Here is a 24,794-nt window from a genome sequence, read left to right as displayed (position 1 = left end):
TTGCGAGCTTGCTCGCTTAGTCGCAGCGGGGTGGGCAACCCGTCAGTCGCCACCGCACCATGCCACCCGGCGCCCCGGCAAGCGGCGTCTCCACCACCCGCCGCAACCCCGCATGGGCATGAACGAAACTCCGCTCGCCGATCAGCCCCAGATGAAGCTGTCCGGCCGCGAGCGCGAACAGGGCCACATCGCCCACCCGCGCATCCGCGACGGCAACAAGGCCCGCCCCACTCAACGCCGCCTCGACGCGCTCGCCCGCCCAGCCGCGCAGCGGATAGCTCTCCGGCCGCACCAGCCGCCGCCCCGCCGCGGCATAAGCTGCCCAGACCAGCCCGACGCAATCGAGCCCCGTCGCCGGATCGCACCCCTGAAAGCGGAACCGCGTCCCGACCATCGCCCGCGCCGCCGCAAAAGCGCGCACGCCCAAAAGATCGACCCGCGCCTCACCCACCCGGGTAACGCGTCAGCAGGTCGTTCCCCGGCAGATGCGCCTCGCCGCGGAAATTCACGGCATTGGCAAAGCGGTCGCGGCAGGTCGCCAGCTGCTTGTCGCATCCCTCGATCAACCGCACGCGCACCGGCCCATCCGGTGCAAAGGCCGGTGCTTCGGCCAGATGCAGCCCGGCGCCCTCAGTCGCGATCACAGGGCTCGCGAGCCCGCAATTGGCGCCCTCCATCCACATCAGTTCGCCGAACGCCATGTGCGGCGCGGCGGCGTCGAGCGTCACCACGCGCCCTGCAACCGAAACGACCCGCCGAACATGCGTGCGCGGCGCCAGATCGACCCGGCACGCAGGGTCCCCCAGCATCGCCCGGCACGACGGTGACGTCGCCGGGCACACCGGCCGATCGAGCAACTGCGTCACGCCCTTAAGCTCGGCGGAAAAGGCGGCGCCGCGCCGCTCGATCGCCCCCAGCGATCCGCGTGCAACGGTAACCGGTACCGCATCGGGCGCGGTCCAGTCGGTCAGGAACAACTCCAGTTCCGCCCCGTCCCATCGTCCGGCGTCCAGATCGCGCGCCGCAATCGCGTCGCTCGCAATCGCGCCCTCGATGTCCATCGTCGCCGCGTCCAGACTGTCGCGCGTTTCGATCGCCGACGGCTTCATCCCCGGCGCCGCACGATAGGGCAGCCCGCCGATGATCAGATCGCAGTCGTGCGAGGTCAGTCCGATCGTCACGCCGTCGCGCCGCGACAGCCGCCAGCACCAGGCGAGCGTTACCAGTTCCGCGCGCAACCAGCCGGGCGCGGCGCTCAGACCGATCGGCGTCACCATGGCGCACGCACCTCGACCAGCGTCACGCTCGCCAGTTCGCCCGCAAGGAAGGTCGCGCGGCTTACCTCCAGCCGGTCGTCGGCAAAGCGCACCGGCACGTCGAAGCGGAACCCCGCGCGCACCGCGGCGCCCACCGCGGGCGCCGTGTCGAGCAGCACTTCGCCCTCGCCCGTCACCAGAAACGCCGCCGTCTCGATGCCGCCCACCGACACGCGCACGCTCCCCGCCACCGGCAGGCGGATCGGACGCACCGCTTCGGCGTCGCCTGCGCCATAGCGCTTCACCAGCGCAAACTGCCGCCGCACGCCGTCGCCCGTCCCCAGCCACTGATCCATCGCCGTCGGCAGCCCGTCGCCCTCGGCCGAACTACTGTCGAACGGGTCGCGAAAGCGGAACGCGCGCGCCGCCCCGCGCCGCGCGCGGAAAAATTCCGTCAGCGCGCGCACATCGGCCTCGGACCGGATCCCCGGCCCCGCGTCGTAGCGCATCCGCGCCTCGGCCCATTCGCTCGCGCGCTGCTCATGCCCCGACGGCGAACTGACGATCTGCGTCGAAAATTCGGTCAGCGCCATCGCTTCGCGCCCGATCGCGATCGGGAAATCCACTGCATCGAACGCCTGCACCCTGTCCTCCCCGTCAAAAGCCACAAAGCCGTCGCGCGCCACCTGCGGCAGCGCCCAGATGAACGTTCGCGCCACTCCCGCCTGCCGCGCGGCATCGGCGGCATCGGCAATTGCTCGCCACTTGCCGCGATCCTCCGCATTCAACACAAAGCCCGAAAAATAATGGTGTTCGTGAACCGGATAGCCCAGCCGCTGCACCATCGCCGCGCGCGCCGGTGCCGTCTCGGCGCCGCGCTCCGCGGTCACCCAGTCATAATCTTCCAGCTGCAGGACATCGAACGCGGGCTTTGCCCACCCCAGCGGCACATTCGCCCGCCGCAAGTCGGGCGCTGTCGGATCGAGCACCGTCGGCAGGAACACCAGCAGCAGCGATTCCAGTCCCGCCGCTCCCGCCTCGTCCCGCGCCGCCGCGACCAGCGCCGCGGTCGAGGTCGCGAGCAGCGCCCCCAGCGCATCGAGCATCGCCCGCTGCGCCGCATCGAGCGGCCCGCGCGCATCGGCGATCGCCACGCTCGCCCCGCCCAGCGCTGCACTCGTCGCCGCATCATAGGCGCAGATCTTGCCGCCCGGATTGACCCACCACCACGGCTCGCCAACCTGGAATTTCGGCGCCAGCCCGGCCTCGCGCCCGATCGCGACAAACGCCCGCGCGACCAGCTGCAAATATCCCATCGCCCCCGCATTGGCGGGTGCCAGCAACGTCGATGGCGGCACCCATCCGGTCAACGCCGGCGCGCCGTCGGCCCCCCTCTGTTTCCAGTCGTTCCAGCAATAGGCGTCGAACACTTCATACGACAGCGACCAGATCAGCCCCAGCCCCGCCGCGGCGCATGCATCGGCCAGCGCGCGGTGCCATGCGGCGGTCGGCCGGTTGAGCACGCCGCCCGCCAGGCTGACGTAAAAACCGCCGCCCAGCGCCTCGAGCCGCATATAATGGCTCATCCCGACATAATGGACGACATCGCCGCGATAGCCGAGCTGCACGATCTGCCGCACCACTCGCGCGGGCGTCAGATGATAGCAATCGTCATAACCATTGGTCATGCCCAGCGCCGTTTCGGGCAGCACCGCATCGCCGATCGCCAGCACCGATCCCGACCCCGTGCAAACGATGTCGGCCATCTCGGCCCATCCCTCGGCGGGCGCCGCCAGCACTCCCTCGCCGCCGTCATAAGTCGGCGGTACCAGCGAGATGAACATCCGGTCGATGTCGCCCGCCCACACCGGATCGGCCTCGCCGGGAAGCAGGAACCCGCCGTCGAGATCGTCGAAATCGAGGCGGACGACGGCATCCTCTGCGGACCCTTGCGCATAATTCCACAGCCGCACATACCAGGCGCGCGGGTTCCCCGCCGCATCGCGCCCCTCGATCGTCAGCGTGGGCCCATGCAGCGCGTCGAGCCGTTTGACCCCGCCCGACCGCCACCGGAACTTAAGCTGCACATGGCGGAAATCGCGCCGCGTCTCATACGCCAGCAACGGATGATCCCACCGATCCACGCTCTCCCAGATCAGCCCCGCCAGGTCCTGCTTGCGGTAAAAGACCGCCTCGACGCGCAGCGTTCGCGGCGCCGCGCTCACGACGCTTGCCATCATCGGCCGCGCAAAATCGACCGTCCAGAATCGCGGGTCGAACCGCTTGATCCACCCCTTGCGATGATGCGGCTCACCGGCCGCCACCAGGGCCCAGCCCATCACTCCTCTCCCGCCGCCACCGCACGGCGTACCGCGCGCGCCAGCTGCCGTCCCGTCTGTCCCAGCCGCTGCGGATCGCTCCCCGCCTGCCCCTGCACATTCACCGTGATTGCGATACTTCGCGCCGCCCCGCCCGCCGCCTCGATCCGCCCGCTCGCGGTCGGCACGAACAGTTCGGGCCCGCGCTCACCGACGCGATAGGCGCGCCCCGCGCTCACCGGCCCGCCCGTCGCGCGACCCGGCGCGCCGAAAAGCGCCATTGCGATCGACGATCCAAGCGACAGCAGCCCGCCACTGCCGCCGCCACCCAGCGCCCCTAACCCGCCCGCCACCGCCGCACGCGCAATGTCCGCCATCACCGCCATCGCCAGCCGCTTCAGATCTTCGAACCCGAGCTTGCCGGTCGTGATCGCACGCGACAGCGCCCGCGCGATTGCATCCCCCGCCTCCTCGGCGCCCTGCACCAGCGGACCGCGCATCTCCTCGCGCAGTGCGGCAATATCGCGCCGGAACGCCCCGGTGTCGGCGCGCACCGCGACGACCATCTCGTCGATCTCATCCATCGGGAAATTGCTCCATCATTACGCTCAGCGCCACGCGGTCGAACCCTGCATCGCCGCTGCTCTCGATCCAGCCCGCCAGCACCGCGCACACATCAGCGGGCGTGGCCGCCCAGAAATCGTCAGGCCGCCACCCCGCGACGCGCGCCATCAGGCCAAGCAGCGGGGTCACGACGTCCCCTAAGCAAGATTGCGTCATACCGATCCTCCCTGTCGCGCAGCGATGGGGAGGGGGACCGCTCGCGAAGCGAGTGGTGGAGGGGCAACAACGGCCGTGTCTTGGCCCCTCCGTCAGCGCTTCGCGCTGCCACCTCCCCATCGCTTCGCGACAGGGAGGATAGCCCCTCACCGCCCCTGCAATATCTGCCCCAGCAGAACGCGCAGCGCCGGGGTCATCGCCGCCAGCCCCTGCGCCACGACCGCCTCGCCGACATCCTCGCGCGTCAGCGCCGCCGGCCGGTCATGCACGCAATGCCAGAACAGCGCCGCCAGTTCGCCCAGCGCCAGACGCCCGTCCGCCGCGCGCTCGACCAATGCAAACAGCGGCCCCAGCTCGCCCTCCGCCGCGACCAGCGCCCCAAAACTCGGGCGCAGCACGAACATCCGCTCGCCAATCCGCAGCTCCGCCTCGCCGCGCAGCCTATTCGCTCGCGCGCTCACAGGCTCACCACCGCGCCGCTCGATTCCAGGTTCAGCGTGTAATTGCGCTCGCCATTATAATCGCCGGCATAGTCGAGCCGCGTCACCAGAAACCGCCCGCGCATCCGCTCGCCGCTTTCGAAGCTCAGCTCATAATGGTCGATCGTTCCCGCCAGCGCGTGCCCGCGCAATCGCACCTCGGCATCCGACCCGGTAAAGATGCCCGCGGCGCTCACCGACACCGATCGCACCCCGGCGCCCGACAACAGTTCGCGCCACCCGCCCGAATCCTTCGTTGTGACGTTCACCCCTTCGCCGTTCACCGACAATTGCGTCGTCCGCAATCCCGCCACGGTTCGATAGGTGGGCGGAGCGCCGCCATCGCCGACCTTGAGCAGAAAAGCGCTCCCATTTTCGATCGTCATCGTCTAATCTCCTTGAAAATAATCATGCGAAATGGGGAGTCGCGGGATGCTGATTACGACACTGGTTCTGGCCGCCATGCTTCAATCGCCCTCGGCGACGGTCGATCGGACGCGCGTCGCCTTCACCGAATGCCTCCGCAAGGACATGAAAAAGTCCCTGGAAACCAAGGTCGAAGAGGCGGAATATGTCATGACGCTGAAAGCGAACTGTACGGCCGAACGCGATGCCTTTCGCAAGGCGGTGATCGCGCTGGGCCGCGCCTCCGGCGATTCCGAAAAGGTCGCGGCCGAGGACGCCGACATGCAGATCGAGGATTATCACGCGAACTTCACCGAGAAGTTCACCGACTATAAGTCGACCAACACGATGCCCGGCGACTGACCGCGCCCGCTGAACGTCAGACCAAAAGACACCGGCATCGCACGATCATCTCGTGCCGCCAACCGCCCTCGCGGGCAAAGGTAAAGCGCGTGCGGATCGTCCGCGCACCGACGATCGTCCAGGCGCCCGCTGCCCCGCGCATCGCCGTAACTACGCGCTCGATGCCGCGGGCGGCGCCGTCTCCCCCCGCCTCGCCTACCCCCACCAACACCAGCGTCAGCTGCACCTCGCGCCCCGCGCGATCCTTCGTGCCCCAGTCGCGCCCCTCGGCGCCGCCCACCATCACATAGGGCGCGCTCGCGCGCGGCGGCGTGCCGTCGAAAACGCCATGGACGATTCCCGCCAGCGCATCGTCGCGCGCTAACAGGTCGAGTGCGCGGGTGCGCACCGCCCCCTCGGCGCTCCTCACTGCCCGCTCCCCAGCGTCAGCCGCCGCCATGGTTGCCACAGCGCGGCGATGGCCGCCGGCGGCGCCGCACCCGCCCCGTCGCGCGCATCGTGCAGATGCTGCGTCATCCGCACGATTCCCTGGCGTATCGCTTCGGGAATGCCGTTCGCCCCATCGGCGACCCCCGCACGATAGGCGACGCGCAGCCGCTCGGCGTCACCCGCCCGTTCGACCGTGATACGCGTGCTGCCGTCGCGGCTGACCGTCACGCGATACTCGCCATCCCCCAGCGGCATCTCTCCGCCGTCCGGCGCGATCAGCGCCACGCCGTCGATCCCGACCACCGGCCGCGCGTTCAGCCGGAGCGTCCCCGCGCCGATCGGCAATCGCTCCTCGGCCGCGCGAACGATCAGCCACTGGCCGATAAACGCCTCGCAGATGTTGGTTGCGGCGCGGACCAATCCCGCGACGACCGCATCGTCGACCGTCGCGCCCAGCCGCAACCAGCCGCGCGCTTCGTTCAAACTTACCGGCGCGTCGCCCGGCGAAATACTTTCGGCCATCATCGCTCCTCCACCCGCATCGTCATCGACCGTTCGTCGATCTGCCCGTCGCTCATCGTCACGCGGTTGGTGACGCGATAGACATGCCCCGCCACCCCGCCCGCCAGTGTGACGGTCACTTTCATCAGGTCGTGCGTCGCGCCGACGACGGTCACCCCGCCCTCCTCGACCGGATCGACCGCCCATTCGCTCGCAACCACGGCCTGCCCACCCGGATAGGCGGCCGCCCAGTCGAACTCGAAATCGATCCGCGTGCCCGGATCCTTCACCACCAACGTCATCGTCTCGCCCTTTCATCAGGGTCCAAATTCGATCCACGCCGCCGCAGCGGCCACATGACGAGCAGCCCGCGCCCGCAAGGCGGGGCCGGCGGGCTCGTTGCCCGATACTGGCGGTGAGCACCGAAAAGCAGGCGACAGCCATTGCGTTTCGGCGCGCGCCGATGACCACCGGCGGTCGGCGCCCGGCCCGCCCCGAAAGGGTTGGACGGGGCCGGGCGCCCTCGCACGCCTGCGCTGCCTGTGGTCAGCTGGCGGCGAATTTCATCAGCTTGATTGCCTGCGAATCGATGATCGCGCCGCCCACCCTTTTGGTTGCATAAAAATGCACAAAGGGCTTGTTGCTGAACGGATCACGCAGGATGCGCGTCTCGCCGCGGTCGGCGATCAGGTAACCCGCGCGGAAATTGCCGAACGCGATCGACAGGCTGTTCGCCGCGACATCGGGCATATCCTCGGCCTCGACCACCGGATAACCCAGCAGCGTCGCTGCCTGTCCCTCGACCATCCCCGGTTGCCAGATGAACGCGCCGTCGGTGGTCTTGAACTTGCGGATGCGCGCCAGCGTATCGGAATTCATCACCCACACCGCGCCCTGCCGGTATGGCGCCTTCAGCGAATGGACCAGCTCGACCAGCCTGTCCTGCGGGTTCGATGCCGGAAAGGCGCCGGCGGTTCCGGTCGCCAGATGCTGAAGCGTTCCGAACGCCCGCACGCTGTCGGTCTCGTTCGTTGTGGCATAGGTCAGGAACCCCTTGGGACGGTTCGTGCCATTGCCGTTTACGAACGCGCTGCCCTCGGCGACGGCAAACTCGCGGCCCAGCTGCTCCGCCAGCCAGTCCTCGACGTTGAACATCGCATCGTCCAGCATCGCCTGGCTCGCCGCCGGATTGGCGTAAAGCTCGCCCGACGGCGGCGCAATTTCGGCAAAGCTGCGCGTTGCCGTTTCGGGCCGCGCCGCGGTCTCGCCGACCCAGCCCGCCCCCATCGCGCCCGTCGCGATCAGCTTGCGATACCCGCTCGTCCCCGTTTGCACGACTGTCGCGATGCTGCGGATCGGCGACAGTGCCTTCAGCGTCGCGGCAATGCTGCCGTCGATCTCGCGCGGCACCGCAAAGCCGCCCTCGCCGCCCGTAGCCCCCGACAGGCTCTTCATCTCGACGCCCGCATCGATCCCGCGCCGCAGGTATCGCTCGACAAAGGCGTCACGCGCCGGATCGGCCGCCTTCGCCCCGTCGAGCGGCAAGCGCGCCGCCGCGACCGCCTGCGCATCGACCTGCGCCTTCAGCGCCGCCACCGACGCCTTCAGATCGTCGACCGCTTCCGCCGCCAGCACCGCATCGAACGCGCCATCCAGCGCATCGGCCTTCACTTCCATATCCACTTCCATGCCCGTCACTCCTTCGACCAAAAAAAATCCTCCCTGTGGCGAAGCCATGGGGAGGGGGACCGTCCGCGAAGCGGATGGTGGAGGGGCCGCAACGCTCGCGCCAAAGCCCCTCCGTCAGCCCTGCGGGCTGCCACCTCCCTACGCCTTCAGCGCAGGGAGGATCGATCCACCCTCCACCGCAATCACCCGCGCCAGCGGCTGCATCGGCACCGCCACCAAACTCACCTCGGCCAGATCCAGCGCCACCAGCTCGCGCGGACACGCACCGCGCGCCGCAGTCACCCGATACCCAAAGCTCAGCCCCGTCAGCGCCCCGCGCGCAACCAGCCCCGCCGCCGTCGGATGCGTCAGGCGCGCCACAACCCGCAGCCCGCGCCGGTCCTCCGCCAAAGCCTCGATTACGCCGACAACGGCACCCGGCCGATGCTGCCACAGCAAAGGCACAGCCCGACCCGCGCTCAAACTCGCCGCAAACGCCCCCGCCCGCACAATGTCCCCGCCCCGATCGACGCGGTCGAACACGGCAGCGTAACCGGCGAAACGGATGGACTGGGGTTCACGCGGAGGCGCGGAGACGCGGAGATCTTCTTTCCCCGCTCGCCCTGAGCTTGTCGAAGGGCCGTCCTTTTCTTCTGCCACGCCAAAGGAAAAACGGTCCTTCGACAAGCTCAGGACGAACGGAGAGGGGAAAGCTTTTCTCCGCGTCTCCGCGCCCCCGCGTGAACCTTTATCCAACGCCGACGCCCCGCTCACCGCAGCAACCCCGGCAGCCCCAGCTTCACCGCAAGCCCGACGACCAGCAGCGCCAGTACCCCGCGCACCGCCCAGTCGACCGCCGCCTTCCACGCGCTCGTCTTCGCGTCGCGCCACGCGCCCAGCAACTGCCGCAGGTCCGCCACATCGTCGCGCGCCGCCGCATCGGCCAGCCCCAGCCGCGCCAGCGCCCGCCGCGCCCCCAGCTCGCTCGCCTCCTCGACCACCGCGCGCAGCAACGCTGCGTCGGGCGCGCTCGTCCCCGCCAGCGCGATCAACCGCGCCAGCGCCTCATCTTCATCCATGTCGCTATCCTCACAAAAAACCCTCCCCCTGGGAGGGGGGAGGGTTGCGCAGCCTTGGCAGCTTGCTGCCTAGGCGAAGCTGGGTGGGGTGGGTCGTCGCCCGCGAACGCTACACCACCCCCAGCAACGCCTTCTTTTCCTCCGCACTCAGCCAGTCCGCCGCCGAAACCTCGCGCCACAGCGCCATCCGGTCCTCGGCCAGCGCGGGCAGCTTGTTGAGGTCGACGCGCAGTTCCGCGCCCTCGAACCATCCGCTCAACCCCTGCGCGATCGCTCCCAAAATCTTCGCGCACAAAGGCAGCACCGTCAGCCGCCACAGCGCGCGGTTTGCCTCGCGATAATTGGCATAGGTCGCGTCCCCCGGCAGCCCCAGCAGCATCGGCGGCACCCCGAACGTCATCGCAATCTCGCGCGCGCTCGAATCCTTCAGCGCCAGGAAATCCATCTCCGCGGGCGACAGCGACAGCGCCTGCCACTTGAGCCCGCCTTCCAGCAGCAACGGCCGCCCGGCATTCGCGCCCCCCGAAAAACTTTCCGCCAGCTCCTCGCGCAGCCGGTCGACCTGCTCGGCCGACAGCGGCATCCCCTTGTCGCCCGGATCGTGGACCAGCGCCCCCGACGGCCGCGCCGCATTCTCTAGCAGCGCCGCGTTCCACTTCGCCGCCGCATTATGCGCCGCAATCGCGCCCGCCGCTGCGCCCAGGCACCCCGCGCCATAATGATCGTCGAGCGGGTGCAGCGCCTTGACATGCACCACCGCGGTCCGCCCCGCACCGTCCTCGGCCGGCAGCACCGCCGCCGACCCGCCCGCCTTGTAGCGATAGGCCACTGGCCACCCGCGGCCATCCGCCTCGACCGTCACCCGCTCGGGCCGCAGCGCAAACAGCTCCGCCGGCGCCCCCGCGCCATCGGTCAAAATCTGCACATAGCCATTACCGTGCAGCAGCATCTGCGCCGCCAGCGTCTCGAGCAACCCCTGCCCGCCCGAAGGCCCCGCGACGAGCGCCAGCAACGCCGGATCGCTCGCCTCCAGCGGCGCACTCGCCGCCGCCTCGGCCACCAGCCGCACCGATCGCTGCACGATCGCATTCGCCAGATACCCTTCGCGCACCTGCGCTTCCCACGACAGCGGCGCCGGCGCCGACCCCATCGCCCCATATGTCCCATACACCCGCGACAACGCGGGCCGCGCAGCCCCCTGCGCAGCCTTCCGGCCAAACCAGTTCATGATGATCTCCTTCGCTGTTCCTCGAGGAGGATCGCGTCACAGCAGCGTCAGCAATAACCTACCGTTCGTCGTCCTCTTCCGAGGCGGCCGCCTCTTGGAGGCGGGCTATCAGATTCTGAAGGTGCGCAATCTGAATTTGCAGCTTTCGCACTTCATAGGCAGGCATATGCCCTATAATTGGTGTTGGCTTGTCGGCCAAACATTCGAAAAACTCTCGCGACCATGGAAGCTCGAGTTCTCGATCCAATCGGAATCTCGTCGCCTGCTTGAGGCCGCACACTTGCATTTCAGAAAGCGTGACAATCGAAAAATCGGCGGGGCCACCACGGTATGGATCTTTCGAGGTGCCATAGACAACTTTGACCCACGGATTGCCGTCCTGATCTTGAAACGCCTGTCGCACCAAAGCCGGTCGTGGCTTCGGTGCGGGCATTTTTGGATCTTCAACTGTCGGAAAATTGCTCCACACGATGTCATATGGAGCTGGAGCGGTAGAAAACGGAAAAAAGCTGTATGTTACCACCCCGGCTCCGAAATCGGAGTCAGCTTAAAGCCCTTCGGCTTGCTCTTGTTGACCTGATTCTGGAGGGCCGTGACATATTCGTCCGACACTTCCGAGCAATAGTCCGGCTGCTGCTGAATCGCACGCGAAACCGCTGAAATTCCGCGCGAAGTCGCTTGACGAAGCTTGCGCAATGTTTTCTCCTTAAACGTGAAACTGAAGCTGGGCTTCACGAATCCACGAGGGTCAAATGGACCGTTCCAAGTGTTATATCAACCAAAAGTTGACAAAATGCCTACGTGGCATTCGATGAACCACGTCTGAAAAACGACAGACAGGCTAGATTGTTCCTATATTTCAAACCACCCGCACCCCCGGCCCGCGCCCCTTGCGCATCCCCGCGCGCAGCGCCGCCAGCGCCCAAACGCAGGCATCCGCGCGATCCGGCGACCGCCCAGGCCCCGCATAACCCCCGCCGATCTGGAGCCCGCACAGCTGGTCCTCCAGCTCGGCGAAGACCCCCGCATGGACCACCTGCCCGCGCTCATAGGCGAGCGCGACCGGCTCCGCGCGCCGCACCTTGCCCGCGCTCGCGCGCACCGGAACGACGGGCAGCGTCATGTCGGCCTGGCGCAGCACCGCCTCGACCATCTCGCCGCCCATATTGCTTTCGGCGACCACACGCTCGGCGCCCCAGCGCGCCGCCGCGGCGGCCACCGCCTGCGCCCACACGCCCGGCGGCGGGCGCTCCACGCTCGCATCCTCGACCACCGCCAGCCGCCCGTCGCGCAGCTCGGCGGCGACGATGATCCCGCACGCATCGCCCCCCGCCGTCGCCGGCGGATCGACGCCGATCACCACGCGCACATATTTGCCCACGCTCTCCACATCGACGCGGCACCGCTCGATCAGCGCGCGCGTCCACAGCGCGCCCTCGACATCCTCCAGCAATTCGCCGTCCAGCTCCTGCCGCCCCAGCCGCGTCCCGCCATAACTTGCGATCATCGCGACGACGAAATCGTCGGGCAGGTGCGGGTTGTCGCGCGTCCGGCCAAAGGTTTCGACGATTCCCGGCGCCGCCTTGATCCGCCGCATCACCGCATTGGGACGCGGCGTCGTCGTCACCACGGCGCGCGGCCGCTCGCCGAGCCGCAGCCCCATTATCAGATTGTCCCACGCCGCCTCGCCGCGTCGCCATTTCGCCAGTTCGTCGCACCACGCCACATGATGCTCGGGCCCGCGCAATTCTTCGCCCGCTTCCGCCGAATACAGCATGGCCACCGCCCCGTTTGCAAAATGCAGCTCGCGGCGCTCGCGCACCCAGCGCACCGGCTCATGGTCGCGCGCCACCGCGATCAGCCCGCTCGGCCCCTCGATCATCACGCGCTGCCCGTCGGCCATCGTCGCCGCGACCAGCGCGATCCGCGCGCCGGGGATCGTCCGCGCGACCTCGCTCACCCATTCGGCGCCCGCGCGCGTCTTGCCGAACCCGCGTCCCGCCTGGATCAGCCAGATTCGCCAGTCGCCCTGCGGCTCGCGCTGGCCGTCATTCTCGAACCCGTACCAGCGACGCGCAAATTCGCGCTTCTGCGCAGCGCTCAGTGCGCGCAGCACCGACAGCCGATCGGGCGCCTTCATCTTTTCCAGCGCGCCCCAGATTTCATCGGTTCTTGTCCGCCGCGACACCGCGTCGGTCGCGTCGGGCGCGACGCTGCGCATCGTCATGCGCCCTCCGGCGCGCTGGATGCATCGTCGTTACGGCCCGGCGCGACCGACGCGGCGGTGCCGCTTCGCTCGGCGCGCAGCGCCCGCTGGCGCAGCACCATGTTGATCCGCTTGATCAACACCGCATCGGTTTCTTCCTGCGTCGCAACCTCGCGCGGCTGCGACCGGCGCCCGCTGGCGCTGCCGCGTTCGACGCTCGCGCGGTGCTGGCGGAGCAGCGTAATCGCTTGCGTAACCGACATCTTCTCGACGGGCTCGCTGCCCTCGTCGAGCACCAGTTCGTCGACCGCCTCCAGCGCGCGCCGGACGAGTGCCAGCTCCAGCCGCTCGTAACCCAGTTCGAGCGCCTCCTGCCATTGTTTCGCAAACAGCGGATCGCGCCGCCGCAGCCGGTACGCGCTGCCTGCCGCCATCTCGGCCGCCACATGGGCGCGCCGCACGTTGCACGACATCGCCAGCTCCGTCAGAAAAGCCGCGCGGCGCGCCTTGGTCCATCCATTCGCCTTGACCTGCTTGCGCTGCAACGGCCCATTATGCTGCGGCCCGATCTCCTCATCCATCGCCCATCGCCTCCAAAAGCAATCGGGCCGGAACACCCTCCCGCCACTGGGGAGCGCGCCGGCCCGACTCGCAATTCTTCATGATGCGACACTTGTGCCATATCAGCGTGGCGATGTCAAGATTTTTTAACCTATATGGTTTTTGTCGAGCGGCTGTTTGGCATATTTTAGACGATATTGGCCGCTGCACGAACCGCTCCGCGGATTGGTGCTAGCCTCGATGTAAAGCGGCCCAGCGAGCGCCGCACCTGATTGAACGCGGGCTGCCGCAGGCAGACCCTTTCGGCTCCTTTACCTGAGGAGTCGAACGATGGACGAGCTTATCCAGATTGGCCCGATCAGCCCGCTGCGCCAGCGCCTGATCGACGACATGACCATGCGCCGCTTCTCGAAGGAGACGCAGCGTAACTATCTTCGCGATGTCGGACGGTTCGCGACCTGGCTCGGACGCTCGCCCCACACCGCGAGCGCCGAGGATGTCCGGCAGTTCCAGATCGAGCAGCAACAGGCGGGCGTCCCCGCACCGACGATGAACAGCATCGTGGGTGCGCTGAGGTTCTTCTTCACGCATACCCTCGACCGCCCCGATCTCGCGCGTAAGCTGATCCGCACCAGGCAGGTTCGCAAGATCCCCGTCGTTCTGACCATGGCCGAGGTGAAGCGGCTGCTCGATGCGACCCGCTCGCTCAAGCACCAGGCGGCGCTGTCGGTGGCGTACGGCGCGGGGCTGCGCGTCGCCGAGGTGTCGGCGCTGAAGGTCAGCGATATCGACAGCAAGCGGATGCTGCTGCGGATCGAGCGCGGCAAAGGCGGCCGCTACCGCAACGCCATGCTGCCCGAAGGGCTGCTCCTGCTGCTGCGCGACTGGTGGCGCGCGGGGCGGCAGCAGGGCATCCTCGTTCCCGACGGCTGGCTCTTTCCCGGACAGAGCGCCGCGGCGCCGATCAGCACCCGCCAGCTCTACCGTGTCGTTGTCGAGGCCGCGGAGGCGGCCGACATCGACAAGCGCGTCGGACCGCATACGCTCCGCCACAGCTTCGCCACCCACCTGCTCGAGGACGGTGTCGATATCCGCGTCATCCAGGCATTGCTCGGTCATGCCAAGCTAAACACCACCGCCTTCTATACCCAGGTTGCGACCAAGACGGTGCGGTCGATCATCAGCCCGCTCGACAGGCTCGCGCTCGCATCGCCGAGCGAGGAGGCGGCTGACGGCTGAGGCCGATGCGCGCCTCACTCGAGGTCGCCGACATCTTCCGGGCCGCAGGGCCCGCGTATCGCGCCGCCCATGCCGGGCATCTGAGCCTGCACCAGCTCAAGATCATGTCGGCGATCGAGCATTGCCGCACCGCCGCCCTAGGTGGCCACGTCGAGGCCTGCACCGACTGCGGGAACTGGCGGATCGCGTACAACAGCTGCCGCAACCGGCATTGCCCGAGGTGCCAGGGCGCTGCTGCACGCACCTGGCTCGAGGCCCGCGAGGCCGACCTGCTCCCGGTCGGCTATTTCCACGTCGTGTTCACCCTCCCTGCCGAGGTCGCCGCGATCGCCTTCCACAACAAGGCGCTCGTCTATGACCTGCTGTTCAAGGCCGCGGCCGACACGATGCTGACCATCGCCGCCGACCCCAGGCACCTCGGCGCCCGGATCGGCATCACCGCCGTCCTCCACACCTGGGGCTCGGCGCTGACCCATCATCCGCACATCCACATGATCGTGCCCGGCGGCGGCATCTCGCGCGATGGGACACGCTGGATATCGGCACGCCCGGCCTTCCTGCTGCCGGTCCGCGTGCTCGGCGCCCTGTTCCGCCGGCTGTTCCTGACCCGCCTTCGCGCGCTGCACGATGCCGGCAAGCTCGCCTTCTTTGGCAGCCTCACGCATCTCGCCGAACGACGCGCATTCCTGCGGCACCTCTCGCCGGTCCGCAAAAAGCGCTGGGTCGTTTATGCCAAGGCCCCGTTCGCCGGGCCCGAGGCCGTGCTCGCTTACCTCGCGCGCTACACCCACCGCGTTGCGATATCGAACAGCCGCCTCCTCCGGTTCGACGAAGCCGGGGTCACCTTCCGCTACAAGGACTACCGCAAGGCCGGCGCCGGACGGCAGCAGGTCATGACCCTCGCCGCCGACGAGTTCATCCGCCGCTTTCTTCTCCACGCCCTGCCGCGCGGGTTCCACCGCATCCGCCACTATGGCCTCCTCGCCAGCGCCAGGCGCAAGGATCATCTCGAACGGGCCCGCCGCCTGCTCGATGTCGCACCTCCACCGACCGAGGAACCGACCGACGATGCAGAGCCCCGACCGACCTGTCCGTGCTGCGGCGGTACGATGATCATCATCGAGGTCTTCGAGCGCCGCTATCAGCCTCGCGCGCCGCCACCGTCCGTACTCTCATCCGGGATACAGGCGCCGTGACCCGGCACGGCCTGGCGCAGACACGATCCAGGGCGGACCCGCACCTGGAAGCGGACGCGCTCGCGCCGATGCTGCCCAAAAGCAGACGTCGCTCTATCAAAACCGGTCCGTCCGCTTTTCGGCGTCCGCTTTTGCAATCTAAATCCAGACGGTCCGATCTCAGATGCGTCCGATTTTGGGCAGCATCCGTCAGCCCCAGGCCACGCTCAAAACCGCTTTCCCCATAGCTCTCAGCCTATGACCCCCGCGGTTCGGGCATCGAAGACTTTCCGACGCCTATCGGCGTCCGAAACTCTCAACGATTGGAGACTGTCCGCTTCCAGGCGATTGTCACCAATTTCAGCCATTCGAATTTCAGTATAGTTCAAAGCAAAGGTCACCTTGCTGCCCCGATCCCGCAACATCTCCTGCCGCCGCGCATTGTCTTAGGGACTCAAAGGAGACAATCAAATGACCAATCCCCTCGACACGCGCCGCATCCTCATCATGGCGACTGACGGCTTCGAGCAATCCGAACTCGAAGTCCCCCTCGAGCGGCTTCAGGATGCCGGCGCCGAGATAGACATCGCCTCGCTCAAGGCTGGCGACATCACCGGCTGGGCCGAGGATGACTGGGGCGACGAAATCGAAGTCGATCTGCTGATCGCCGATGCCAAGTCCGAAGATTATGATGCGCTCGTCCTTCCGGGCGGGCAGATCAACCCCGACCTGCTGCGCATCGATGACAAGGCGATCGCGCTGATCAAGTCCTTTGCCAGCGCCGGAAAACCCGTCGCGGCGATCTGCCATGCACCGTGGCTGCTCGTCGAAGCCGGTCTCGCCAAGGGCAAGAAGATGACGAGCTACAAATCGATCCGGACCGACGTCGCTAATGCGGGCGCCGAGGTGGTCGATGAGGAAGTGGTCGTCGACGGCAATATCATCACAAGCCGCTGCCCCGACGATCTTCCCGCCTTCTGCGACGCTATCATCGCAGCGCTCGTTCCGGGCGATACCGGCGCCTGACGACGGCGATCAAAGGGCCAGGATAATTTGGAAATAGTCCGGGCCGCGCGAAAGCGCGGCCCGGTGGAAAGCACTCAAACACTTATCGTTTTGAAGCTCGCTGGAAATACCCCGGTGCCCCTTATCCGGTTCCGCGCGACATGATATTTTTGTTTGGGCGTATGACGCAGGGTCCGACGTTGCGGACGTACCCGTGAGCGCCGATTGATGTCTGCGATCGGGGCGTGCTCTGGGCTGGTGTAGAGTGCTTGCTCTGGGCTGGTGTAGAGTTCAGCCACATCGGTTCAAAATCCAAGCAGCGACCCTCCGTCACCCAATCCTCCCCAATCCATCCATCACCGCGGTCAGCGCCAGCGCATTCTCGCGCTCCATCGCGCTGTGCCCCGCGTTGGTCACGAAATAGGACACCGGCTCCGCCCCCGCGGCGCGCAGCGCGGCGACCAGCCGCGATGCCTGGGTCAACGGGCATACTTCGTCGAAGCGGCCGTGGACGATGTGGATGGGGATCGACGCCAATATGTCGATATGGTCGAAAAAATGCCCCGCGGGCAGGAACAGGTCGTTCGCGAAATAATGCGCCTCGATCTGCGCGAAGCACAGCGCGAAATCGGCCTCGCCGAACTTGCCCGTGTCGGCCGTCTCGGGGATCATGTTCGAAATCACCCCTTCCCACAGGGACCAGGTCAGCGCGGCGTTCAGCTGCCGCTCCTTCTCCGCCGCATTGCTCGGCACCATATCGAAAATCGCCTTGTACGACGCCATGACGTCGCGCCGCTCGTCGGGCGATAGCACCGAGAGCAGCGCCGCCCATTCGTCGGGATATTTGATATAGGCGCCAGGCGCGGTCAACCCGAACGGGTCGTCCCCCCACGTCGCGGCATTGCCCTGATACAGATAGAGCAAATCCTCCGCCGCGCCCAAAAAGATGCCGCGCAGGATCAGGCTGGCGCAATGAGCGGGGTGCTGGATGGCATATGCCATCGCCAGCGTGCTGCCCCAGCTGCCGCCAAACACATGCATCGGCCCCGCAATCTCCAGATGATCGCGCAATTTCTCGATGTCGCCGATCAGGTCGGCGGTGGTGTTTTTCGCCAGCGCGTCCGCCGGGCCGGCCGAGGCGACATTGGGCTCGCTCTTGCCGCACCCGCGCTGGTCGAACAGGATGACGCGGTATCGCTTCGGATCGAAAAAGCGCGCCATCACCGGCGCGCACGCGCCGCCGGGGCCGCCGTGCAGGAACATCACCGGCTCACCCGCCGGATTGCCATATTCCTCCCAATAAATGCGGTGCGCGGGATCGCGGTCGACCTCCAGCCACCCGAAATTCAGGCACGGCGGCTGCGGATAGACCCAGTCATCACCGATCTTGCTCGACGCCTGAAGCCGCGAAAAATCCATGTCCATATCCCATCCGCTCCCCTTTTAGCCCCTCCCCTTCAGGGGAGGGGTTGGGGTGGGGGCCATCGGCCTTGCGCAAGGCCGATGGCCCCCACCCGCTGCGACTAAGCCAGCAAGCTGGCAAGTCTCGCTGCCCTCCCCTGAAGGAGAGGGCGATTCAAATATCGGCCCACACAGTCCAAACCCTTGATGCATCAATTAGTTGACCGCCCGCCCCCGAATGTCCAGACCCTGCACTTCGGAAAACAGGGAGCGACAAGGGGACTCGACACCGGATTGGCAAAGCGCCGCGACGCGCGCACGATCCTCCCTGTGGCCGCAGGCCATGGGGGAGTCGCAGACGGCGCGCAGCGCCAGCGGGACCGCCGCGAAGCGATGGTGGAGGGGCGGCGACGGTAGCGCCAATGCCCCTCCGTCAGCCCTGCGGGCTGCCACCTCCCCATCGCTTCGCGACAGGGAGGATCGAGATGGAACCGACCGCCGCTTGCTGACAGGCAGGAAGCGGCGCCGCAAAAAGGGAAAAAGTTGATGCGCAAACTGGCTTTGTTTGGAACCGCCCTTGTCGCCTTCACCGCCCAGCCGCTCTGGGCGCAGCAGGAACAGGCGCCCGCGCAGCCACCAGCCGAAAACGCATCCGAAACCCCTGCCGCCACCCCCGCCCCCATGCCCGCCGCCGCAATCGGCAGCGCGCGCACCGGCCCCGAACGCCGCTTCACCGGCGCCGACCTGTTCGACCTCGCGATCGCCGCGGATCCGCAGATCAGCCCCGACGGCCGCCACATCGCCTATGTCCGCCGCGCGAACGACATCATGACCGACCGCGCGGTCAGCTCGATCTGGCTGATCGACACCGCGACGGGGCGTGAAACGCCGCTTGCGGGACAGGACGGCCCGGCCTTTTCGCCGCGCTGGTCGCCCGACGGCGCGCGCCTCGCCTATGTGTCGGCCGCGGGCGGCAGCGTGCAGCTGTGGGTGCGCTGGATGGACGGCGGCGAAGCGGTGCGGCTGACCGGCCTGCCGACCAGCCCGTCCAGCCTGACCTGGGCGCCCGACGGCCGCTCGATCGCCTACACCATGCTGGTGAAGGATGAGGGCGCAAAGCTCGGCAGCGCGCCCGCGAACAAGCCCGAGGGCGCGACATGGGCCGAACCGCTCGACGTCCGCACCCTCCTCACCTACCGCGCCGACGGACAGGGCTATATCGAACCGGGCTTCGAAAAAATCTTTCTCATCCCCGCGACCGGCGGCGCGCCGCGTCAGTTGACCTTTGGCCCGTATCACGACGGTGGCCCCTTGAGCTGGTCGCGCGACGGCCGCACGCTCTATTTCAGCGCCAACCGTCAGGCCGATTGGGAAACCGACGCGCAGGAAAGCGAAATCCACGCGCTTGATGTGGCCAGCGGCGCGATCACTACGCTCACCGACCGCAACGGCCCCGACGCCAATCCCCTGGTGTCGCCCGACGGCCGGCTGATTGCCTATCTCGGTTTCGACGACGCGCTGCGCGCCTATGAACAGACCGAGCTCTATGTGATGAACCGCGACGGGTCGGGGCGCCGCCGCATCGCCGCCAACTGGGACTACAGCGTCGATGCCGTGCAGTGGGGCGCCGACAGCCGCAGCCTCTATGTCCAGTATGACGATCATGGCGAGACGAAGGTGGCGCGCATGGGCCTCGACGGGTCGGTGCGCGACGTGGCGAAGGGGTTGTCGGGCGGCGGGCTCGACCGGCCCTATACCGGCGGCAGCTTCACCGTCGCCGACAATGGCGCCATCGCCTTCACCGGCGGCACCGCGACGCGCCCCGCCGAGGTGCAGCTCGCGCGCGGCGGCGGCGAGGCGCGGATGCTGACCGACCTCAACCGGTCCTTGCGCGAAGTCAAATCGCTGGGGCAGGTGCGCAAGATCACCGTGGCGTCCAGCCACGACGGCCTGCCGATCGAGGGTTGGCTGACCCTGCCGCCCGGCTATGTCGAGGGGCAGCGCGTGCCGCTGATCCTCGAAATCCATGGCGGGCCCTTCACCGCCTATGGCCCGCATTTTTCGACCGACAATCAACTCTATGCCGCCGCGGGCTATGCGGTGCTGTCGCCGAACCCGCGCGGCTCGACCAGCTATGGCGAGGCCTTCGCGCAGCAGATCGACAAGGCCTATCCGGGCAATGATTATTTCGACCTCATCTCGATCGTCGATCAGGCGATCGCGCTCGGCATCGCCGATCCCGACGCCTTGTTCGTCACCGGCGGGTCGGGCGGCGGCGTGCTCACCAGCTGGATCGTGGGGAAGACCAATCGCTTCAAGGCCGCGGCGACGCAGAAACCCGTCATCAACTGGCAGACGCAGGCGCTGACCGCCGACGGCCCCGCCTTCTTCGGCCCCTACTGGCTCGGCGCGCAGCCGTGGGAAAAACCCGAACTCTACTGGTCGCGCTCGCCGCTGTCGCTCGTCGGCAATGTCGAAACCCCGACGCTCGTCGTCGTGGGCGGCGAGGATTATCGCACCCCGGTCAGCGAATCCGAACAATATTACACCGCGCTTCGCCTCCGCGGCGTGCCGACTGCGCTCGTCAAGGTGCCCGGCGCCAGCCACGGCAGCATCGCCGCGCGCCCGTCGCAATCGGCCGCCAAGGCCGCCGCGATCCTCGCCTGGTTCGAAAAATACCGGAAAGGCTGGACGCGCGCCGCCGCATCGGATTAATTCCGGTGCGATGAGCGACGACAAGATCTTCATCAGCGCGAACGAACTGCTCGCCGATTCGCTGCGGCTGGGGATGCAGGTGATCGACAGCGGGTTCAAACCGACGCATCTCGTCGGCATCTGGCGCGGCGGTGCGCCGGTGGGGATCGCGGTGCAGGAACTGCTCGATTATCACGGCCAGTCCTGCGACCATATCGCGATCCGCACCTCCTCCTACCGCGGCATCGACGATCAGGACACGCGCGTCCGCGTCTTCGCGCTCGGCTATCTGATCGACACGCTCAGCCCCGACGACCGCCTGCTCATCATCGATGACGTCTTCGATTCGGGCCGCAGCATCCGCGCTTTCCTCGCCGAATTACAGGCGCGCTGCCGCCACAATATGCCACGTGACATTCGTATCGCGACCGTCTGGTTCAAGCCGCGCCGCAACGTCACCGACCTCCGCCCCGATTTCTTCGTCCACGAAACCGACCAGTGGTTGATTTTCCCGCACGAGATCGACGGGCTGACGGTCGACGAGATCCGACGACACAAACCCGAAGCGGCGATCATCCTCGGCGAAGCGGAGGTGCCGGGTGCCTGACGGCTTCGCCTCGCGCGAAGAGCGCGCCGCCTTCATCGCCGGTCTGCCCAAGGCCGAACTGCACCTTCACATCGAAGGCTCGCTCGAACCCGAGTTGATGTTCGAACTCGCGCAGCGCAACGGCGTCGCCATCCCCTTCGCGAGCGTTGAGGATGTGCGCGCGGCTTACGCCTTCTCGAACCTTCAGGACTTCCTCGACATCTATTATCAGGGCATGGGCGTCCTCCAGACCGAGCAGGATTTTTACGACCTCACCGCCGCCTATTGCGCCCGCGCAAACGCCGACACTGTCCGCCACATCGAAATCTTCTTCGACCCGCAGGGCCACACGGCGCGCGGCGTCGCCTTTGAAACCGTCATCGCCGGCATCACCCGCGCGCTGGACGATGCAGAGGCGCGGTACGGGATGACCTCCAAGCTCATCCTCTGCTTCCTCCGCCATCTCAGTGAGGCCGAGGCCGAGGCGACGCTCGACGAAGCGCTGCCCTTCCTGGGTCGCATCGCGGGCGTCGGCCTCGACTCATCCGAACTCGGCCACCCGCCCACCAAGTTCGAGCGCGTTTTCGCGCGCGCCCGCGCGCTCGGGCTGAAGCTCGTCGCCCATGCCGGCGAGGAAGGGCCGCCCGAATATGTCCGCGAAGCGCTCGACCTCTTGAAGGTCGACCGTATCGACCATGGCAACCGCAGCCTCGAAGACCCCGCGCTCGTCGCCCGCCTCGCGGCCTCGGGCATGACGCTCACCGTCTGCCCGCTCTCGAACCTCAAGCTCTGCGTCGTCGACGATGTCGCGGACCATCCCTTAAAAACCATGCTCGACGCAGGGCTTCGTGCCACCGTCAACAGCGATGACCCCAGCTATTTCGGCGGCTATGTGAACGCCAATTACCAGGCCGTCGCCGACGCGCTCGACCTGTCGCGGGGCGATCTCGTCGCCCTCGCGCATAACAGCTTCACCGGCGCTTTCCTCAGCGATGCGGAAAAGGCACCCCACCTCGCGGCGATAGACGCCTACGCCTGACGCCTGCGCCCATAAGGACTGCCAGCGCCCGAAAGCGGACATAATATCCTCCCTGCCGCGAAGCGGTGGGGAGCGGGACCGCGCCCGAAGGGCGTGGTGGAGGGGCCGCGACGGTAGCGCCAAAGCCCCTCCGTCAGCGCTTCGCGCTGCCACCTCCCCATCGCTGCGCGACAGGGAGGATCGTAGCTGAAAAAGTATGGAGGCGGCCGAAACTAGCCGTCGCCCCCGCGCAGGCGGGGGCCGCTGTCGGTTTACGCAGCGGCGCAGGAAAAGGCCGATTGCGGCCCCCGCCTTTGCGGGGGCGACGGTTTATTGAAACGTCCGATCCCCACCCCAAAGCAGTCATCCACCCCCCCCAAAAAAAAACGCTGTCCTACATGATCCGACTGTGTCAGCCTTCGCATCAGCTCTTTCAATATGTGGACAAAAACGATCGCTGCCCCGCCGGTGCGCATGCGCAGCAGCTCGGCGCGCATCTCCGACCGAAGCGGCGAAATCGGCGGCCGCACAGGGCTGACCTTTCCTGACCTTTGGAATGCTCGGGTGCCTCCTGAGCCGATCGGATCGCCCCCTCAGCCCGGTATGACCGAACACGAGTGAGCACCCACCACCTCACCACGGCAATCTCACGCCGCGATCAGCACCCCGTGATAGGTGCGGTCCTCGAACGCTCGCCCCGCGCCCATCGCGACGCAGATCAGTGCGTCATCGGCGACCACCACCGGCAGTCCGGTGGCGCGCGCGATCGCCGCGTCCATCCGGCGCAGCAGCGCGCCGCCGCCGGTCAGCGTGATCCCCTCGTCGATGATGTCGGCCGACAATTCGGGCGGCGTCTGTTCCAGCGCCGCGCGCACCGCGCTCACGATCTGGCCGACAGGTTCGGCCAGCGCCTCCGCGATCTCGGCTTCGGTCACCTGCACCTCGGCAGGGCGGCCGGTCACCAGGTCGCGCCCCTTGACGCCCATGGCCATGCCGTCCCCGTCCGGCGGCGTCGCGCAGCCAATCGTCAGTTTGACGCGCTCGGCGGTCATCTCGCCGACCATCAGATTATGCTTGCGGCGAATGAAAGATGAAATCATCTCGTCCATCTTGTCGCCGCCCACGCGCGCCGAATTGCTATAGGCTATGCCGCTCAGCGACAGTACCGCGACCTCGGTCGTGCCACCGCCGATGTCGACGACCATCGCGCCCCGCGGTTCTTCGACCTGCAATCCTGCGCCGATGGCAGCGGCCAGCGATTCCTCGATCAGCTGCACCGACGCCGCGCCGGCATTGCTCGCGGCATCGCGGATCGCGCGGCGCTCGACCATCGTCGAGCCGCTCGGCACACAGATGACGACATGAGCGCGCTGCGCAAAGCGGCTCGCGCCGCCCTGCGCCTTGTCCATAAAATGTTTCAGCATCTGTTCGGCGACGTCGATGTCGGCGATCACCCCGTCGCGCAAGGGACGGATCGCCTCGATATTGCTCGGAGTCTTGCCCATCATCAGCTTGGCTTCGTCGCCGACGACTTTCACCCGGCGCACGCCATCGCGCGTTTCAAGCGCGACCACCGACGGTTCGTTGAGCACAATGCCCCGGTCCCGAACATAGACAACGGTGTTCACGGTCCCCAGATCGATGGCCATATTGTGCGCGGCCGACGCAAAGCGGTCAAAAAACTTCATATACGGGGCAAAAGCCTTCGAATGGGTGGAAGATCAGCCGCGACCGACTCTTCGGCGCCCGCAACGACTGTCGCAAATTCGACTGCGTAAAAGGCGCGGGCGCGTCAACGAAGCCCGGGGGCAATACTGCCAGAACGGTGGTTTCTCAGGCTCGGTTGTGAAAATGGTTTAAAATCCGCGATCGTCCGATCCGGGAACGAGGAATTTCAGCCCCTGCAGCCGGACCACCCGATCATCCTCGCACACCGGCGCCGCGATCAACCGCATCCAGCGCCGCGGCGCCCGCGCGGGGCAGATTTCGACGTCGATCGTGAAGCCGCGCTTGTGGCGGATCGCATAGGCGCGCAGCTTCTCCATCGCCGCGCGCGACGCTTCGGCATAGAGCGCCACCGCCTCTTCGCGGCGGACGACTGCGCCGTGCGGGATTCCGAAAATATCGCGAACCTCGTCCGACCAGCGGAGTCGATCATTGTCGGCCAGGTCGCATTCCCACTCGCCGACTTGGACGCGCGCACGTGCCAAGCGCGCCGCGACATCGACGACATCGGGGATCGGATCGAGCGTGTCCGCCTCATGCAATTGTCCCAGCTCGAAAAAGCGAGCGCGCTCATAAAGCGGCCAGCTGTGGTGAACGGGCAAAGGATGAGTCGGCTTCAATGCTGGGATCTTCCGCTTTTGGCGACCGTAGCCGACGCCGCTTAACGATTGATGATCC

At 67.0% G+C, this 24,794-nt stretch carries 27 protein-coding genes; 7 read left to right on the top strand and 20 right to left on the bottom strand.

Features of this window, described 5'->3' with window-relative positions; genetic code table 11:
- Window positions 1-16: 16 nt before the first annotated feature.
- The 7 genes from VSX77_RS11550 to VSX77_RS11520 form a co-directional block, all read right to left on the bottom strand.
- On the bottom strand, window positions 17-451 hold the full coding sequence (locus tag VSX77_RS11550) for an NlpC/P60 family protein (RefSeq protein ID WP_338424755.1): 435 nt from the start codon (window positions 449-451) through the stop codon (window positions 17-19).
- Complete coding sequence (locus VSX77_RS11545) at window positions 444-1,277, bottom strand: DUF2163 domain-containing protein (protein ID WP_338424754.1); 834 nt, start codon at window positions 1,275-1,277, stop codon at window positions 444-446. Before VSX77_RS11545 ends, VSX77_RS11550 begins: the two co-directional genes overlap by 8 nt.
- Complete coding sequence (locus tag VSX77_RS11540) at window positions 1,271-3,595, bottom strand: DUF2460 domain-containing protein (protein ID WP_338424753.1); 2,325 nt, start codon at window positions 3,593-3,595, stop codon at window positions 1,271-1,273. The genes VSX77_RS11545 and VSX77_RS11540 overlap by 7 nt, the downstream gene beginning before the upstream one ends.
- Window positions 3,595-4,158, bottom strand: coding sequence for a tail tape measure protein (locus tag VSX77_RS11535; RefSeq protein WP_338424752.1), 564 nt, complete (start codon window positions 4,156-4,158; stop codon window positions 3,595-3,597). Before VSX77_RS11535 ends, VSX77_RS11540 begins: the two co-directional genes overlap by 1 nt.
- On the bottom strand, window positions 4,151-4,327 hold the full coding sequence (locus VSX77_RS11530) for a phage tail assembly chaperone (RefSeq protein WP_338424751.1): 177 nt from the start codon (window positions 4,325-4,327) through the stop codon (window positions 4,151-4,153). Before VSX77_RS11530 ends, VSX77_RS11535 begins: the two co-directional genes overlap by 8 nt.
- 173 nt (window positions 4,328-4,500) lie before the next feature.
- Window positions 4,501-4,815, bottom strand: coding sequence for a gene transfer agent family protein (locus VSX77_RS11525; RefSeq protein WP_338424750.1), 315 nt, complete (start codon window positions 4,813-4,815; stop codon window positions 4,501-4,503).
- Entirely contained in the window at window positions 4,812-5,219 is a 408-nt protein-coding gene (locus tag VSX77_RS11520; RefSeq protein ID WP_338424749.1) for a phage tail protein, read from the bottom strand. Before VSX77_RS11520 ends, VSX77_RS11525 begins: the two co-directional genes overlap by 4 nt.
- A gap of 46 nt (window positions 5,220-5,265) precedes the next feature.
- On the opposite strand from VSX77_RS11520, the gene VSX77_RS11515 reads away from it, so the two are divergent.
- Entirely contained in the window at window positions 5,266-5,601 is a 336-nt protein-coding gene (locus tag VSX77_RS11515; RefSeq protein WP_338424748.1) for a hypothetical protein, read from the top strand.
- Window positions 5,602-5,617: 16 nt separating this feature from the next.
- On the opposite strand, the gene gp17 is transcribed toward VSX77_RS11515, so the two are convergent.
- From gp17 to VSX77_RS11465, 10 genes are all read right to left on the bottom strand, one after another.
- Complete coding sequence (gp17, locus tag VSX77_RS11510) at window positions 5,618-6,010, bottom strand: tail completion protein gp17 (protein WP_338424747.1); 393 nt, start codon at window positions 6,008-6,010, stop codon at window positions 5,618-5,620.
- Window positions 6,007-6,552, bottom strand: coding sequence for a head-tail connector protein (locus tag VSX77_RS11505; RefSeq protein ID WP_338424746.1), 546 nt, complete (start codon window positions 6,550-6,552; stop codon window positions 6,007-6,009). The genes gp17 and VSX77_RS11505 overlap by 4 nt, the downstream gene beginning before the upstream one ends.
- Window positions 6,552-6,833: a hypothetical protein gene (locus tag VSX77_RS11500; protein ID WP_338424745.1), complete on the bottom strand. Its 282-nt coding sequence runs from the start codon at window positions 6,831-6,833 to the stop codon at window positions 6,552-6,554. Before VSX77_RS11500 ends, VSX77_RS11505 begins: the two co-directional genes overlap by 1 nt.
- Window positions 6,834-7,077: 244 nt before the next feature.
- Entirely contained in the window at window positions 7,078-8,220 is a 1,143-nt protein-coding gene (locus VSX77_RS11495) for a phage major capsid protein (protein WP_338424744.1), read from the bottom strand.
- 138 nt (window positions 8,221-8,358) lie between these two features.
- Entirely contained in the window at window positions 8,359-8,766 is a 408-nt protein-coding gene (locus tag VSX77_RS11490) for an HK97 family phage prohead protease (protein ID WP_338427263.1), read from the bottom strand.
- A gap of 203 nt (window positions 8,767-8,969) precedes the next feature.
- On the bottom strand, window positions 8,970-9,278 hold the full coding sequence (locus tag VSX77_RS11485; protein ID WP_338424743.1) for a DUF6127 family protein: 309 nt from the start codon (window positions 9,276-9,278) through the stop codon (window positions 8,970-8,972).
- Window positions 9,279-9,387: 109 nt separating this feature from the next.
- Window positions 9,388-10,506: a phage portal protein gene (locus tag VSX77_RS11480; RefSeq protein WP_338424742.1), complete on the bottom strand. Its 1,119-nt coding sequence runs from the start codon at window positions 10,504-10,506 to the stop codon at window positions 9,388-9,390.
- Window positions 10,507-10,564: 58 nt separating this feature from the next.
- A complete protein-coding gene (locus tag VSX77_RS11475; protein WP_338424741.1) occupies window positions 10,565-10,939 on the bottom strand; it encodes a hypothetical protein in 375 nt (124 codons plus the stop codon).
- A 426-nt stretch (window positions 10,940-11,365) separates the two neighbouring features.
- Complete coding sequence (locus VSX77_RS11470) at window positions 11,366-12,646, bottom strand: DNA-packaging protein (protein ID WP_338427262.1); 1,281 nt, start codon at window positions 12,644-12,646, stop codon at window positions 11,366-11,368.
- Window positions 12,647-12,729: 83 nt separating this feature from the next.
- Window positions 12,730-13,293 carry a hypothetical protein gene (locus VSX77_RS11465; RefSeq protein WP_338424740.1) on the bottom strand — a complete coding sequence of 188 codons (564 nt, stop codon included), beginning with the start codon at window positions 13,291-13,293 and terminating at the stop codon, window positions 12,730-12,732.
- A 310-nt stretch (window positions 13,294-13,603) separates the two neighbouring features.
- On the opposite strand from VSX77_RS11465, the gene VSX77_RS11460 reads away from it, so the two are divergent.
- The 3 genes from VSX77_RS11460 to VSX77_RS11450 all read left to right on the top strand — a co-directional run bounded on the left by VSX77_RS11460 (window position 13,604) and on the right by VSX77_RS11450 (window position 16,713).
- Complete coding sequence (locus VSX77_RS11460) at window positions 13,604-14,512, top strand: tyrosine-type recombinase/integrase (protein WP_338424739.1); 909 nt, start codon at window positions 13,604-13,606, stop codon at window positions 14,510-14,512.
- Between the two features lie 5 nt (window positions 14,513-14,517).
- The gene (locus VSX77_RS11455; RefSeq protein ID WP_338424738.1) at window positions 14,518-15,708 is read left to right on the top strand and encodes an IS91 family transposase; all 1,191 of its coding nucleotides are present in this window, start codon (window positions 14,518-14,520) and stop codon (window positions 15,706-15,708) included.
- A gap of 450 nt (window positions 15,709-16,158) precedes the next feature.
- Window positions 16,159-16,713 (top strand): type 1 glutamine amidotransferase domain-containing protein, encoded by a 555-nt coding sequence (locus VSX77_RS11450; RefSeq protein WP_338424737.1) that lies wholly within the window; start codon window positions 16,159-16,161, stop codon window positions 16,711-16,713.
- A 309-nt stretch (window positions 16,714-17,022) separates the two neighbouring features.
- On the opposite strand, the gene pip is transcribed toward VSX77_RS11450, so the two are convergent.
- Entirely contained in the window at window positions 17,023-18,111 is a 1,089-nt protein-coding gene (pip, locus tag VSX77_RS11445) for a prolyl aminopeptidase (RefSeq protein ID WP_338424736.1), read from the bottom strand.
- Window positions 18,112-18,639: 528 nt separating this feature from the next.
- Between pip and VSX77_RS11440 the strand changes: the two genes are divergently transcribed.
- Genes VSX77_RS11440 through VSX77_RS11430 form a run of 3 tightly spaced genes read left to right on the top strand, consistent with a single transcriptional unit; the run spans window position 18,640 to window position 22,412 of the window.
- Window positions 18,640-20,808 (top strand): S9 family peptidase, encoded by a 2,169-nt coding sequence (locus tag VSX77_RS11440; RefSeq protein ID WP_338424735.1) that lies wholly within the window; start codon window positions 18,640-18,642, stop codon window positions 20,806-20,808.
- 10 nt (window positions 20,809-20,818) lie between these two features.
- The gene (locus tag VSX77_RS11435; protein ID WP_338424734.1) at window positions 20,819-21,394 is read left to right on the top strand and encodes a phosphoribosyltransferase; all 576 of its coding nucleotides are present in this window, start codon (window positions 20,819-20,821) and stop codon (window positions 21,392-21,394) included.
- Window positions 21,387-22,412: an adenosine deaminase gene (locus VSX77_RS11430; RefSeq protein ID WP_338424733.1), complete on the top strand. Its 1,026-nt coding sequence runs from the start codon at window positions 21,387-21,389 to the stop codon at window positions 22,410-22,412. Before VSX77_RS11435 ends, VSX77_RS11430 begins: the two co-directional genes overlap by 8 nt.
- A 626-nt stretch (window positions 22,413-23,038) precedes the next feature.
- Here the strand turns inward: VSX77_RS11430 and VSX77_RS11425 are convergent.
- Both VSX77_RS11425 and VSX77_RS11420 read right to left on the bottom strand, forming a co-directional pair.
- On the bottom strand, window positions 23,039-24,079 hold the full coding sequence (locus tag VSX77_RS11425; RefSeq protein ID WP_338424732.1) for a rod shape-determining protein: 1,041 nt from the start codon (window positions 24,077-24,079) through the stop codon (window positions 23,039-23,041).
- Between the two features lie 168 nt (window positions 24,080-24,247).
- Window positions 24,248-24,736: a hypothetical protein gene (locus tag VSX77_RS11420; protein WP_338424731.1), complete on the bottom strand. Its 489-nt coding sequence runs from the start codon at window positions 24,734-24,736 to the stop codon at window positions 24,248-24,250.
- Between the last annotated feature and the right edge of the window lie 58 nt (window positions 24,737-24,794).

Origin of the sequence: Sphingopyxis sp. TUF1, from assembly GCF_036687315.1 — a bacterium.
Lineage (GTDB): Bacteria > Pseudomonadota > Alphaproteobacteria > Sphingomonadales > Sphingomonadaceae > Sphingopyxis > Sphingopyxis kveilinensis.
Note: the sequence above shows the minus strand (reverse complement) of the source record. Positions and strands in the feature narration are given on the sequence as shown.